This is a genomic window from Streptomyces sp. CA-249302, assembly GCF_050936785.1.
GTDB lineage: Bacteria > Actinomycetota > Actinomycetes > Streptomycetales > Streptomycetaceae > Streptomyces.
Window position 1 is genome coordinate 3515357 of record NZ_JBNJMG010000001.1, and the last position, 14061, is coordinate 3529417.

The window sequence follows — 14061 nt, forward strand, 5'->3', positions numbered from 1 at the left end:
TCAGGCTCCCTTCAGGCCGATGCCGAGGTAGTCGAACTCGAAGCCGTGCTCGGCGTATCCGCGCACCTTGCGGGAGATCCCCACGAGCCGGTCGGCGAACATCGGGGTCATCGCCCCGCCCTTCTCGATCACCATCGTCTGCGCCTGACCGTAGAGTTCGCGGCGCAACGCGTCATCGGTCTCGGCGCGGGCGCGGTCGAGGAGCGTGTCGAAGGCCTTGTCGGACCAGGCGGTCTCGTTGTACGAGGAGCCGCTGCGGAAGATCTGCGTGAAGAGCTGGTCGACGGGCCGGCCCGTGTACCAGTAGGTCGCCATCAGCGGCTTCTTCATCCAGATCTGTGTGTAATACGAGTCCGCGGCGGCCGTCTTGACCCGGATGCGAATGCCGGCCCGCTTGGCGGACTCCTGGTAGGCGAGCGCCATCGGCGTGAGCAGCGGGTCGTAGGCGGAGGTGTAGAGGTCGATCGCCAGCCCTTCCTGTCCCGCCTGCTTGAGCAGGTACTTCGCCCGCTCCGGGTCGTGCTCGGGATGTGCGGCGATGTGCAGCGGGTCGTCCGGCGGGACCGGGTTGTCCCAGCCCGCGGTGCCGGCGCCCTGCAGGGCGACCTTCACCACGTGCTCGGGGTCGTAGGCGAGCTTCATCGCCTGGCGTACGCGTACGTCGGTGAAGGGCTTGTCGGTGGTGAGCATCGGGAGGACGTACCACTGGGCGTTCTTCACGCGGGCGACGGTCGCGCGGTCGGAGGCGGCGACCACGCGGGCCGTCGCGAAGTCGAGGTTGGTCTGCGAGAGCAGGTCGACCTGGCCGGCCAGCAGGGCGTTGGCGCGGGCCGACATGTCGGCGACCGAGTAGAAGGAGATCGCGTCGAGGACGGGGCGGCCGGCCCAGTGGTCGGCGTAGGCGGTGACGCGGCCGGGGCCGGCGGGCGCGAAGGACTCCAGCTTGAAGGGGCCGGTGCCGATGCCGGTGCGGCCGATGGACTTCGCGCTGCCGTCCGGGACGACGTAGCAGTTGTAGTGCGTGAGCAGGCTCGGGAACTCGGCGTTCGGGGACTTCAGCGGGACGACGAGCGTGTGGGCGTCGGGGGTGCGCAGCGTCTTCGCGTCGACGAGCGGGGCGAGTACGGCGGCCTGCGGGGACGCGGTCGCCTTGTCGATGATGTGGCGCAGCGTGTAGGCGGCGTCGGCCGAGGTGAAGGCCCGGCCGTCGTGGAAGGTGACGCCCTTGCGGAGCCGGAAGGTCCAGGTGCGGGCCTTGGCGTCGGTCTCCCAGGACTCGGCGAGGTCGGGGGCGAGCTCGCCGTCGCTGCCGACCCGGACGAGGCGGTTGTAGAGGGCTCCGAGGTATTCGTACACCGACAGGGAGCTCGCCGGGTCGAGGGTCTCGGCGTCCGAGGCGGGCGGCCGGGCGATGCGGAGGGTGCCGCCGCGGTCCGGGGTGCCCTTGGGCGCCGCGGCCGGCAGCACCGTGCCGGCGTCCGCGCCCGAGCATCCGGACAGCAGCCAGGACGCACCGAGGCAGGCGGCGCCCGCGGCACCAGCGGTGAGGAACGACCGCCGTCCTGGGTGGTGGGTGTCGGGCATGGGCCGACCGTCCTTCTCGCTATTCGTTCAGCGGAACGATTGAGTGGAGTGCGTGAACGATAGCCAGCGGACGGTTTCCCGCCAACCCTCGGGCGCGGAGAATTAACCGCCGAAACGGACCCGTAACCGGCGGGGCGGGCCATGGGGGCCGCGGTGGCGACAGTGATGGCGGCAGCGGTGGTAGCCGCCCGGCTGGCTATCCTTTCCGCCATGACCAGCACCGGAAGGCCCCGTGACACCTCGGTGCAGTCCGTGGACCGCGCCGTCTCGATCCTCCAGTCGCTGTCCCGGCGCGGGCCGTCCGGAGTCACCGAACTCGCCGAGGCGCTGGGGCTGCACAAGGCGACGGTCTTCCGGCTCCTGGCCACCCTGGAGTCGCGCGGTCTGGTCGAGCAGGACGCCGAGCGCGGTCGCTACCGCCTCGGCTTCGGCATGGTCCAGCTGGCCGCCGGCGCCGGACGGCAGAGCGATCTGTCTCTGCTGAGCCGCCCGGTCTGCCGGGAGCTGGCCGCCGAGGTGGGCGAGACGGTGAACCTCGCGATCCACGACGGGCTCGAAGTGATCACCATCGACCAGGAGATGGGGGGCGCGACCATCTCCAGCGTCGACTGGGTCGGCAAGCGCAGCCCCCTGCACGCCACCGCGGCCGGCAAGCTCTTCCTCGCATACATGCCCGAGGAGCAGGCCGACGAGGTGCTGGGGCGCGGGCTCGTGCGGTACACCCCGCACACGATCACCGAACCGGCGCTGCTGAAGGCCGAGCTGCGGACGGTACGCGAACGCGGGTACGCCACCACCTCGCAGGAGCACGAGATCGGGCTGGCCGCCATCGCCGCGCCGATCCACGACCCGGACGGCCGGATCGTCGCCGCCGTCACCGTTTCCGGGCCGACCTTCCGCGTGGACGAGGAGACCGTGCCGACTCTCGCGGAGCAGGTCAGGCAGGCGGGCGAGCGGATTTCCGTGCGCCGGGGACATCGTCCGCAGGTCTGACAGGGTTCTTCCGCATCCCGGTCGCCTCTTGACGGCTACGGCCGGCCGCCTTCACCATTTGTCTCGCATCGCGATTTTGTTTCGCAATACGAGACAACCGGCGCTCGTTGCGTGGCGACATCGGCGCCCTCACGCAGCGGCCGGCCTCCCACTTCCCGAGGAGTGGTTGTGCCTTCCCAGAGCCTCGATCCCCTGCTCCAGCCCTTCCGCCTCAAACACCTCACCCTGCGCAACAGGGTGGTCAGCACCTCCCACGAACCAGCCTTCGGCGAGAACGGCCTGCCCAAGGACCGTTACCGCGCCTACCACGTCGAGAAGGCGCGCGGCGGTGTCGGCCTGACCATGATCGGCGGCTCCGCCGTGGTCTCGCCGGACAGCCCGCCCGCCTTCGGCAACCTGCTGCTGTACCGGGACGACATCGTGCCGTGGCTGCGCCGGCTCACCGACGAGGTGCACGAGGCCGGGGCCGCGGTGATGTGCCAGGTCACCCATCTCGGCCGCCGTACCAGCAACTACACCGGCGACTGGCTGCCGGTGCTCTCCGCCTCCCCGCTGCGCGAGCCCGCGCACCGGGCGTTCCCCAAGGCCGCCGAGCCGTGGGACCTCGACCGGATCACCGCCGACTACGTCTCGGCCGCGCTGCGCTGCCACGAAGGCGGCCTGGACGGCATCGAGTTGGAGGCGTACGGCCACTTCCTCGACAGCTTCCTCTCCCCCACCACCAACCACCGCGACGACGAGTTCGGCGGCGGCCTGGCGTACCGCATGGCGTTCCCGCGCCGGGTGGTCCGGGCGGTGCGGGAGGCGGTCGGCCCGGACTTCGTGGTCGGTATCCGGCTGATGCTGGACGAGGTCCGGCCCGGCGGGCTGACCTTCGACGACGCGCTGGTGGCCGCGGAGCGCTTCACCGAGGACGGCATCGACTTCGTCAGCACCATCCGCGGCTCCATCGAGAGCGACGCGTCGCTGGTACGTGCCATCCCGCCGATCGGCACTCCGCTGGGACCGTTCCTGGAGTTCACCGGCGAGGTCCGGCGCCGGCTGCGGGTGCCGGTGATGCACGCGGCCCGCATCGCGGATCCCGCCACCGCGCGGTACGCCCTGCGCGAGGGACTGCTCGACCTGGTCGGCATGACCCGCGCCCAGATCGCCGACCCGCATCTGGTCGCCAAGGTCGCCGCGGGCCAGGAGGACCGTATCCGCCCCTGCGTGGGCGCGAGTTACTGCCTCGACGCGATCTACGACTCGGGCGACACGAAATGCGTCCACAACCCGTCGACCGGGCGGGAGCTCCACCTGCCCCACACCATCCCGGCCACAACGGGCCGCCGCAGGAAGGCAGTTGTCGTCGGCGCCGGTCCGGCAGGGCTGGAGGCCGCCCGCGTCCTGGGCGAACGCGGCCATGACGTGGTGCTGTTCGAGGCGGGGGACCTGCCCGGCGGCCAGATCCGGCTCGCGGCCTCCAACCCCCGCCGCCGCGACCTGCTCGGCATCGTCGACTGGCGGGTCGCCGAGTGCAAGCACCACGGCGTCGACCTGCGTCTGGGCACATACGCCGAGGCGGCCGACGTACTCGCCGAGCACCCCGACCTGGTCGTCGTCGCCACCGGCGGCATGCCCAACAGCACCTTCCTGGACGTGGGCGCGGACCTGGTCGCCGACACCTGGGACGTACTGACCGGCTCGCTGCGCCCGAAGGGCGAGGTGCTGGTCTACGACGACCACGGCGGCTACCCCGCCCTCGACGCCGTCGAGGTGCTCGCCGCCTCCGGCGCCCGCCTGCACTACGTGACACCGGAACGCGTCCTCGCCCCCGACGTCGGCAGCATGAACTCCCCCGCCTACCTCCGGGTCTTCGCGGAACACGACGTCACGACCACCCTCGCCCGCCGCCTGCGCGCCGTGCGCCGCGCCCCGGACGGCCGCCTGGTCGCGGCCCTGAGCAGCGACTACACCGACGCCGACACCTGCACCGAACTCGCCGTCGACCACGTGATCGTGGAACACGGCACCCTCCCGGCGGACGAGCTGTACCGCGAACTCCTGTCCGGATCCAGCAACCTGGGCGAGGTGGACCACCGCGCCCTGCTCGCCCACCGACCGCAGACGGTGGTCCGCGACGACACCGGCCGCTACCAGCTGTTCCGCATCGGCGACGCGGTCGCGAGCCGCAACATCCACGCTGCCGTCTATGACGCGCTGCGCCTGTGCCTGCCGGTCTGACCGTCACCGACCATCTGGCCGTCACCAACCGTCTGGAGAAACGAAGTTGACGACATTCGCCCCCGTGACCCCCGTGACCTCCGTCTCGGACCCGGCCGCCCTGGTGGCCCGCCGCGCCCCCGGCCTGAGCCTCGAAGCCCCCTTCTACACCGGCCAGGAGTTCTTCGACCTCGACATCGAGGCGGTCTTCGCCCGGAGCTGGCTGTTCGTCGCCGCCGAGGCCGAACTCCCCGAGCCCGGCGACTACGTGACCGTGACCCTCGGCCCGTACTCGATGATCCTGCTCCGCGACGACGACGAGGAGGTACGGGCCTTCCACAACGTCTGCCGTCACCGCGGCGCCCGCATCCTCGACGAGAAGCGCGGCTCGGTGGGCAACATCGTCTGCGGTTACCACCGTTGGACGTACGGCGTGGACGGCCGTCTGCTGCACGCGGAGTCGCTGCCGCCCGACTTCGACCGATCCTGCTTCGGGCTGCGCGCCGTGCACGCCCGTGCCGTCGCCGGCCTGGTGTTCATCTGCCTCGCCGATCAACCGCCCGCCGACTTCGACGAGGTGGCCGCCCGCATCGAGCCGTACATCGCGCCGCACGGCCTGAGCCGGGCGAAGGTGGCCACGCAGATCGACCTGGTGGAGAACGGCAACTGGAAGCTCACCATGGAGAACAACCGGGAGTGCTACCACTGCGGCGGCCACCCGGAGCTCCAGTGCTCCCTCTTCCCCGTCTACGGCTACGCGGAGGAGGACGTGCCGCCGGTACTGCGCCCGGCGTACGACCGCTACCTCCAGGCCGACGCCGAATCCCGGACGACGTACGAGTCGCTGGGCCTGCCGTACGCCGCGGTCGAGGAACTGGACACCCGCGCCACGGGTTTCCGCATCCAGCGCGAACCGCTGGACGGCGCGGGCGAGTCCTTCACCGAGGACGGCACGGCCGCCTGTAGCAAACTCCTGTCCGACTTCACCACGCCCCGTCTGGGCCGCCTGTCCATGCACATGCAGCCCAACGCCTGGTTCCACTTCCTCTCCGACCACGCCATCACCTTCTCGGTGATCCCGCTCGCCCCGGACCGCACCCTGGTCCGCACCACCTGGCTGGTGCACGCCGACGCGGTGGAGGGCGTCGACTACGACCTCGACGGCCTGACCCGGGTGTGGACGGCCACCAACGACCAGGACGCGCTCCTCGTCGCCCGCGCCCAGCAGGGCATCTCCAGCCCCGCCTATCTCCCGGGGCCGTACAACCCCACCGAGTACCAGGTCGAGGCGTTCGTCAACTGGTACGTGACCCGACTGAAGGCGCACCTCGCACGATGACCGACACCCACACCCTCCCGGCCTGGACCGACGCCCTGCCCTGGACCGACGAGGCCACCGACGGGCTCCTCGTCTGCAAACAGGTCCACGTCCTCACCCCCGACGTCAGGACCTTCGTCCTCCAGTCCCCGCAGCCCCGGCTCTTCCGCCACGACCCCGGGCAGTTCCTCACCCTCGGCGTCGACATCGACGGCCGGTCCGTCGAGCGGTTCTACACCGTCTCCTCGCCACCGACCCGCCCCCACTCGGTCACGATCACCGTGAAGCGGGTGCCCGGCGGGCTGGTCTCCAACTGGCTCCACGACCATCTGCGTCCCGGCCGCACGGTACGGGCGCGGGGCCCGCTCGGGGACTTCTCCCTCACCCGGCACCCCGCGCCGAAGTACCTCTTCCTGTCCGGCGGCAGCGGTGCGACGCCCATGATGGCCATGACCAGGACCCTGTACGACCTCGCGCACCCGGCCGACGTGGTGTTCGTGCACAGCGCCCGCACCCCCGACGACATCCTCTTCCGCCGCGAACTCGACCTCATCGCCGCCACCGCGCCCACCACCCGGGTGGTGCACGTCTGCGAGGAGGACGGCCCCACCGAACCCTGGGGCGGCCACCGTGGTCGGCTGACCCTCGACATGCTCCGCCAGATCGCCCCCGACTTCCGCCACCGGGAGATCTTCACCTGCGGCCCGGCCGGCTACATGGCGGCGGTGCGCGACCTGCTCTCGGCGGCCGGGTTCCCCATGGACCACCACCACGAGGAGAGTTTCAGCTTCGAACCGCCCCAGGCCGACGAACCCCCGGCCGACCCGACGGACACCGCCGAAAACCTGTCGTACACCGTCGAGTTCACCCGCAGCCGGCGCACCCTCACCTGCGACGCGGAGACCTCCCTCCTCGCGGCGGCCTCCCGAGCGGGCCTGAGCCTCCCGGCGTCCTGCGCGCAGGGAATGTGCGGTACCTGCAAGACGACCCTGCTGTCCGGGTCCGTCGACATGCGGCACAACGGGGGCATCCGGCCGCGTGAGATCGCCCAGAACAAGATCCTGCTGTGCTGCGCCAAGCCACGGGAGGATCTCGTGGTCGACGCCTGACGGCGCCGAACGAGGGCAACACTGTGCGGACCGAAGACGGACAGCTCCTGGCGCGACTGGAACGGACTCTCCAGCCCACTGCCCCCGTCCCGCCCGGTGACAGCTGGGCCGCAGCCCCGGATCCGCTGCTGTACCTCGTGGAGCAGATCCGCGCAGCGGCCCTCACTCGTCGTCGAACCGGGCAGCGGCCGCGATCAGGATCCCAGCAAAGACCGGCCATGATCGCCGTCGCAGGGCTCGTTCTCCCACCGACTCGTCCTACGTAACCGAACCATGGGGCGCCCCACGAGAGCGCGGCGTGCCTCCGTAGGACCGTTTCCTCTTCGGGCCGTTTCCTCGCCCCGGCCTGCGCACCAGACGTACGGACAACGAACCGGCCCGGAGACACCCTCAGCTGGACCCGTCTTCGCCACCCTGGCCCCTGCACGGCCCCTGAATCCTGGCATCGAGCCTCAGGCCAGTCGCCCGGACAGCGAGCAACAACGTCGATCGTCTGCTTCGCCGCAGGTCAGAGGGGTTGGAGCTCCCCCGAGTATCGCCGGACTCCAAATCTACGAGCAGCGGATCCAGTCCGTTCAGGCAAAGTTGACGCTCCGACACCCAAAAATGAACGTTTCCGCAGGTCACGGACCTGCACAGGTGGGGCGGGTGGGACTCGAACCCACGGCCGACGGATTATGAGTCCGCTGCTCTAACCGGCTGAGCTACCGCCCCATAGCGGCGTGTCGCGTACATGTGTGCGCGCCGTCTGCCGCAGCATAGCCGCTCATACGATCTCCTGCTTCGTATGGTCGACTTCGCACGCCCTTGAGGACTCCGCCGTGACCTGCACGGTTCCCTCGCACCGGGGGCGGACATGAAAAAGGACCCCATCGGGGTCCTCGTTCAGCATGCTCCCCCGACTGGACTCGAACCAGTAACCTGCCGGTTAACAGCCGGCTGCTCTGCCAATTGAGCTACGGAGGACCGAGCTCCCCCGACTGGACTCGAACCAGTAACCTGCCGGTTAACAGCCGGCTGCTCTGCCAATTGAGCTACGGAGGAATGCCTCGTTGCATCGAACGTACCTACCTGGGTATTCGCCAGGGGGCGGGCGCTCGCTGCGACACATACATTAGCGCAAGCAGGGGGGTGCTCCGCCAATCGGTTCCCCCGGCGTCGGCCTACACGAGGGAAGGGTGGCCTCCATGCGCTACAAGCTCACGTTCGTCGTCGGACTGGCACTGGGTTACGTGCTGGGCACGCGTGCCGGACGCGAACGCTACGAGCAGCTGAAGAAGTCCGCACGCCAGGTCGCCCAGAACCCCGCGGTCCGCAACACCGCCGAGTCGGCCGCCCAGCAGGGCCGCCAGTTCGCCGGCAAGGCGTACCACGCGGTGAGCGACAAGGTCGGCGACCGGGTCCCCGACTCGGTGGCCCAGCGGGTCCGCTCCCTGCGGGACCGCAACACGAACGGCACCGGCGAGGACGACTGGGGCACGAGCAACACCTAGGCCGACGGAACCAGACGGAACCGCTCGCACCGCTGCCGCGCTACGCCCATAGAATTTTCGCCATGGGGATAGTCGCCGGGCTGGACAGTGCGCCCGATTTCACTCGCATCGTCGTCTGTGACGCGGACACAGGGGCCGTGCTCAGGCAGGGGTACGCCCCCCATCCGGTGGACTCGCCGGACGGTGGCCGCCCCACCGACATCGATCCACAGGCCTGGCTGCTGTCCCTCGGCGAGGCGGCCGGCGGCGGCCTGCTCGAAGGCGTGCAGGCCATCGGCGTGTCGGCGCAGCAGAACGCCGTGGTGCCGCTGGACGCCCAGGGCGGCACCGTGCGCCCGGCGATGGTCGGCGGCGACAAGCGGACGCAGGTCGCCGCGGCCGATCTGATCGACGCGCTCGGCGGGAGGGAAGCCTGGGCACAGGCCGTGGGGTGCGTGCCGCAGGCCGCCCAGCCCGTGACCAAGCTGCGCTGGCTCGCGAAGAACGAACCGGACGCCGCCCTGCGCGCCGCGATCCTCATGCAGGCCCACGACTGGCTGGTGTGGCAGTTGCTCGGGCGGCCGGTGAGAAGGACCACCGACCGGGGCGGCGCCTCCGGCACCGGGTACTGGTCGGCGGCCACCGGCGCCTACCGTTCCGACCTCGTCGAGCTGGCACTCGGTCACCAGGCCATGCTGCCCGAGGTGATCGGGCCGGCCGAGGCCGCCGGTACGACCCCGGAGGGGCTGCTGATCTCCGCCGGGACCGGCGAGACCATGGCCGCCGCCTTCGGGCTCGGGATCGGCCTGGGCGATGCCGTGGTGTCGCTCGGCGCCTCCGGGTCCGTGATGGCCGTACATCCCGAGGCGCTCGTGGACAGCTCCGGGATGATCACGTCCCTCGCCGACGCGACCGGCATGCACCTGCCCGTCGTAACGACTCTGAATGCCGTACGGACCCTGCGTGGGACCGCCGAGCTGCTCGGGCTGCCCGATCTGGAGAGTCTGTCGGATCTGGCGATGAAGTCGACGCCGGGGGCGCACGGGCTGGTGATGCTGCCCTATCTGGAGGGTGAGCGGACGCCGAATCTGCCGCACACCGCGGGGACGATCGCCGGGCTGCGCCGGGAGTCGATGAAGGCCGAGCATCTGGCGCGGGCCGCGTTCGAGGGCATGCTGTGCGGGCTCGGGGACGCGCTGGACGTGCTGCGCGGCCGGGGTGTCGACGTGCGGCGGATCTTCCTGCTGGGGGCGGCCGCCGAGCTGTCCGCCGTGCAGGCGGTGGCGCCGGCGCTGTTCGGGGTCCAGGTCGTCGTGCCGCAGCCGGCGGACTACGCGGCGATCGGGGCGGCGCGCCAGGCGGCCTGGGCGCTCGGTGCGTCGCAGGGCACGCTCGACCCGCGCACCCCGCCGGCCTGGCAGGGCGCGGCCGCGCAGGTGCTGGAGCCCGGCGAGGAGCTGGCGGTGGGTCAGGCGGTACGGCAGCAGTACGTGTCGGTACGGGAGCAGACGCATCCCGGGGCGTTCCGGCCGTAAAGACGCTGTTGCGGAAGGTAAGGATCCGGTAGGAGCGGCACCCGTAAGGTCGTACGAAGGCCTGCTCTCGGCTTAATCGGTTGAGGTAACGCGGGGGGAATGTTCGACGATAGGGGCCAGGGGCAACGAAACCCCGCCCTACCGCCGACTCCGAGAGACGTAGCGTGCTCATACGACTTCTGCGGACCTATCTCAGGCCCTACAAGAAACCGATCGCCCTGCTGGTGCTGCTGCAGTTCCTGCAGACCTGCGCCACCCTCTACCTGCCCACACTGAACGCGCACATCATCGACGAAGGTGTCGTCAAGGGCGACACCGGCTACATCCTCTCCTTCGGCGCCCTGATGATCGGCATCTCGCTGGTCCAGGTCGTGTGCAACATCGGGGCCGTCTACTACGGCGCCCGGACCGCCGCCGCGCTCGGCCGGGACGTGCGGGCGGCCGTCTTCGACCGGGTGCAGTCGTTCTCGTCGCGTGAGGTGGGCCACTTCGGTGCGCCCTCGCTGATCACCCGGACCACCAACGACGTCCAGCAGGTCCAGATGCTGGCCCTGATGACGTTCACGCTGATGGTGTCGGCGCCGATCATGTGCGTGGGCGGCATCGTCCTGGCGCTCGGCCTGGACGTGCCCCTGTCGGGCGTCCTGGTGGCCGTGGTCCCGACGCTGGGCATCTGCGTGACCTTGATCGTACGGCGGCTGCGGCCGCTGTTCCGGTCCATGCAGACCCGGCTGGACACGGTGAACCGGGTGCTGCGCGAGCAGATCTCCGGCAACCGTGTGATCAGGGCCTTCGTCCGGGACGAGTACGAGCAGGGCCGGTTCGCGAAGTCCAACGCCGACCTCACCGAGATGTCGCTGAAGACCGGCAACCTGCTCGCCCTGATGTTCCCCGTGGTGATGACGACCGTGAACCTGTCGTCGATCGCGGTGGTGTGGTTCGGCGCCCACCGGATCGACAGCGGCGGGATGCAGATCGGCGATCTGACCGCCTTCCTCGCCTACCTCATGCAGATCGTGATGTCCGTGATGATGGCCACCTTCATGTTCATGATGGTGCCGCGCGCGGAGGTCTGCGCCGAGCGCATCGAGGAGGTCCTGGACACCTCCTCCAGCGTGGTGCCGCCGGTGGCACCGGTCACCGAGCTGCGCCGGCACGGGCATCTGGAGATCCGGGGCGCCGGCTTCCGCTACCCCGGTGCCGAGGAGCCGGTGCTCAAGGCGATCGACCTGGTCGCCCGGCCCGGTGAGGTGACCGCCGTGATCGGCTCGACCGGCAGCGGCAAGTCGACGCTGCTCGGGCTGGTCCCGCGGCTGTTCGACGCGACCGACGGCGAGGTGCTCGTCGACGGCACGGACGTGTCGACGCTGGAGCCGAGGCTGCTCGCCAGGACGGTCAGCCTCGTGCCGCAGAAGCCGTACCTCTTCGCGGGGACCGTCGCGACCAACCTGCGCTACGGCAATCCGGACGCCACGGACGAGGAGCTGTGGCACGCGCTGGAGGTCGCGCAGGCCAAGGACTTCGTGACCAGGCTGGAGGGTGGGCTGAACGCGCCCATCGCACAGGGCGGTACGAACGTCTCCGGCGGTCAGCGGCAGCGGCTCGCGATCGCGAGGACGCTGGTGCAGCGCCCCGAGATCTACCTCTTCGACGACTCCTTCTCCGCGCTCGACTACGCGACGGACGCGGCGCTGCGGGCCGCGCTCGGACAGGAGACCTCGGAGGCGACGGTCGTGATCGTCGCCCAGCGGGTGGCGACCATCCGGGACGCCGACCGGATCGTCGTACTCGACGAGGGCCGGGTGGTCGGCACGGGCCGGCACCACGAGCTGATGGCGGAGAACGAGACCTACCGGGAGATCGTGCTCTCCCAGCTGACGGAAGCGGAGGCTGCCTGATGGCCGGGCCGATGGCGCGGATGATGGGCCAGGGCGGCGGCCCCGACAGCCGTTCGATGGACTTCAAGGTGTCGGGCAAGCGGCTGATCGGCCAGTTCAAGCCGGAACGGCTGACGATCTACACGCTGCTGTTCTGCGTGGTCGTCAGCGTCGGCCTGAACGTGATCGGACCGAAGATCCTCGGCAGGGCCACCGACCTGGTGTTCGCCGGGATCGTCGGACGGCAGATGCCGGCCGGGGAGACCAAGGACGAGGTCCTCGCCTCCATGCGGGAGCACGGGCAGGGCAGCGTCGCCGACATGCTGCGCTCCACCGACTTCACGCCGGGCAAGGGCATCGACTTCGACGCGGTGGGCCGCGTACTGCTGCTGGCGCTCTGTACCTTCCTGATCGCCGGTCTGCTGATGGCGGTGGCGACCCGGCTGGTCAACCGGGCCGTCAACCGCACGATGTACCGCCTGCGCGAAGAGGTGCAGACGAAGCTCTCGCGGCTCCCCCTCTCCTACTTCGACAAGCGCCAGCGCGGCGAGGTGCTGTCCCGCGCGACCAACGACATCGACAACATCGGGCAGACGCTCCAGCAGTCGATGGGCCAGCTCATCAACTCGGTGCTGACCATCATCGGTGTGCTCGCGGTGATGTTCTGGGTGTCGTGGCTGCTGGCGCTCGTGGCGCTGGTGACCGTGCCGCTGTCGTTCGTCGTCGCCACCCGGATCGGCAAGCGCTCGCAGCCGCACTTCGTGCAGCAGTGGCGCTCCACCGGCAAGCTGAACGCCCACATCGAGGAGATGTACACCGGGCACACCCTGGTGAAGGTGTTCGGACGCCAGGACGAGTCGGCGGCGCAGTTCGCCGAGCAGAACGACGCGCTGTACGAGGCCGGGTTCAAGGCGCAGTTCAACAGCGGGGTCATGCAGCCGCTGATGATGTTCGTGTCGAACCTCAACTACGTGCTGGTGGCGGTCGTCGGCGGCCTCCGGGTCGCGTCCGGCGCGCTGTCCATCGGTGACGTGCAGGCCTTCATCCAGTACTCGCGCCAGTTCTCGATGCCGCTGACGCAGGTCGCGTCGATGGCGAACCTGGTGCAGTCGGGCGTCGCCTCGGCCGAGCGGGTCTTCGAACTCCTGGACGCGGAGGAGCAGGAGGCGGACCCGGTGCAGGGCGCGCGGCCCGAGGAACTGCGCGGCCTGGTCGAGCTGGAGAACATCTCCTTCAGCTACGACCCCGAGAAGCCGCTGATCGAGGACCTCTCCCTGAAGGCCGAACCGGGCCACACGGTCGCGATCGTCGGCCCGACCGGCGCCGGCAAGACCACCCTCGTCAACCTGCTCATGCGGTTCTACGACGTCTCCGGCGGGCGCATCACCCTCGACGGCGTCGACATCTCCGCCATGTCCCGGGACGAACTGCGGTCCCGGATCGGCATGGTGCTCCAGGACACCTGGCTGTTCGGCGGCACCATCGCGGAGAACATCGCGTACGGCGCCTCCCGCGAGGTCACCCGGGGCGAGATCGAGGAGGCGGCGCGGGCGGCCCACGCCGACCGCTTCGTCCGTACGCTGCCCGACGGCTACGACACGGTGATCGACGACGAGGGCACGGGCGTCAGCGCCGGCGAGAAGCAGCTGATCACCATCGCGCGGGCGTTCCTGTCCGACCCGGTGATCCTGGTCCTGGACGAGGCGACGTCCTCGGTCGACACCCGCACCGAGGTCCTCATCCAGAAGGCGATGGCCAAACTGGCCCACGGCCGCACGTCGTTCGTGATCGCCCACCGCCTGTCGACCATCCGGGACGCGGACACGATCCTCGTGATGGAGAACGGCTCGATCGTCGAACAGGGCGCACACGCCGACCTGTTGGCGGCGGACGGGGCGTATGCACGGTTGTACAAGGCGCAGTTCGCGCAGGCGGTGGCGGAAGTGGATTAGCTGGAAGGGGCCGTTGAGA

Annotated in this window: 9 protein-coding genes and 3 tRNA genes; 8 read left to right on the forward strand and 4 right to left on the reverse strand. The window is 70.0% G+C overall.

What is annotated here, in order from left to right; translation table 11 throughout:
• Positions 1-1584 (reverse strand): ABC transporter substrate-binding protein, encoded by a 1584-nt coding sequence (locus tag ACQEWB_RS15805; protein ID WP_432831322.1) that lies wholly within the window; start codon positions 1582-1584, stop codon positions 1-3.
• 210 nt (positions 1585-1794) lie between these two features.
• Between ACQEWB_RS15805 and ACQEWB_RS15810 the strand changes: the two genes are divergently transcribed.
• The 4 genes from ACQEWB_RS15810 to ACQEWB_RS15825 all read left to right on the forward strand — a co-directional run bounded on the left by ACQEWB_RS15810 (position 1795) and on the right by ACQEWB_RS15825 (position 7206).
• Positions 1795-2577 (forward strand): IclR family transcriptional regulator, encoded by a 783-nt coding sequence (locus ACQEWB_RS15810; RefSeq protein WP_432831324.1) that lies wholly within the window; start codon positions 1795-1797, stop codon positions 2575-2577.
• 168 nt (positions 2578-2745) lie between these two features.
• Positions 2746-4800: an FAD-dependent oxidoreductase gene (locus tag ACQEWB_RS15815; protein ID WP_432831326.1), complete on the forward strand. Its 2055-nt coding sequence runs from the start codon at positions 2746-2748 to the stop codon at positions 4798-4800.
• Positions 4801-4864: 64 nt separating this feature from the next.
• Positions 4865-6118, forward strand: a complete 1254-nt coding sequence (locus ACQEWB_RS15820; RefSeq protein ID WP_432831328.1) for an aromatic ring-hydroxylating oxygenase subunit alpha — start codon at positions 4865-4867, stop codon at positions 6116-6118.
• Positions 6115-7206, forward strand: coding sequence for an FAD-binding oxidoreductase (locus ACQEWB_RS15825; RefSeq protein WP_432831330.1), 1092 nt, complete (start codon positions 6115-6117; stop codon positions 7204-7206). Before ACQEWB_RS15820 ends, ACQEWB_RS15825 begins: the two co-directional genes overlap by 4 nt.
• 640 nt (positions 7207-7846) lie before the next feature.
• Here the strand turns inward: ACQEWB_RS15825 and ACQEWB_RS15830 are convergent.
• The 3 genes from ACQEWB_RS15830 to ACQEWB_RS15840 form a co-directional block, all read right to left on the reverse strand.
• Positions 7847-7920 (reverse strand) — tRNA-Ile (locus ACQEWB_RS15830).
• Between the two features lie 179 nt (positions 7921-8099).
• Positions 8100-8172: transfer RNA gene (locus tag ACQEWB_RS15835), tRNA-Asn, on the reverse strand.
• 5 nt (positions 8173-8177) lie between these two features.
• A tRNA-Asn gene (locus ACQEWB_RS15840) sits at positions 8178-8250 on the reverse strand.
• A 143-nt stretch (positions 8251-8393) separates the two neighbouring features.
• Here ACQEWB_RS15840 and ACQEWB_RS15845 point away from each other — a divergent pair.
• From ACQEWB_RS15845 to ACQEWB_RS15860, 4 genes are all read left to right on the forward strand, one after another.
• A complete protein-coding gene (locus ACQEWB_RS15845; RefSeq protein ID WP_432831332.1) occupies positions 8394-8699 on the forward strand; it encodes a YtxH domain-containing protein in 306 nt (101 codons plus the stop codon).
• 62 nt (positions 8700-8761) lie between these two features.
• Positions 8762-10213 (forward strand): FGGY family carbohydrate kinase, encoded by a 1452-nt coding sequence (locus ACQEWB_RS15850; protein ID WP_432831334.1) that lies wholly within the window; start codon positions 8762-8764, stop codon positions 10211-10213.
• A gap of 164 nt (positions 10214-10377) precedes the next feature.
• Positions 10378-12111, forward strand: a complete 1734-nt coding sequence (locus ACQEWB_RS15855; RefSeq protein ID WP_432831336.1) for an ABC transporter ATP-binding protein — start codon at positions 10378-10380, stop codon at positions 12109-12111.
• On the forward strand, positions 12111-14042 hold the full coding sequence (locus ACQEWB_RS15860; RefSeq protein WP_432831338.1) for an ABC transporter ATP-binding protein: 1932 nt from the start codon (positions 12111-12113) through the stop codon (positions 14040-14042). The genes ACQEWB_RS15855 and ACQEWB_RS15860 overlap by 1 nt, the downstream gene beginning before the upstream one ends.
• Positions 14043-14061 lie beyond the last annotated feature (19 nt).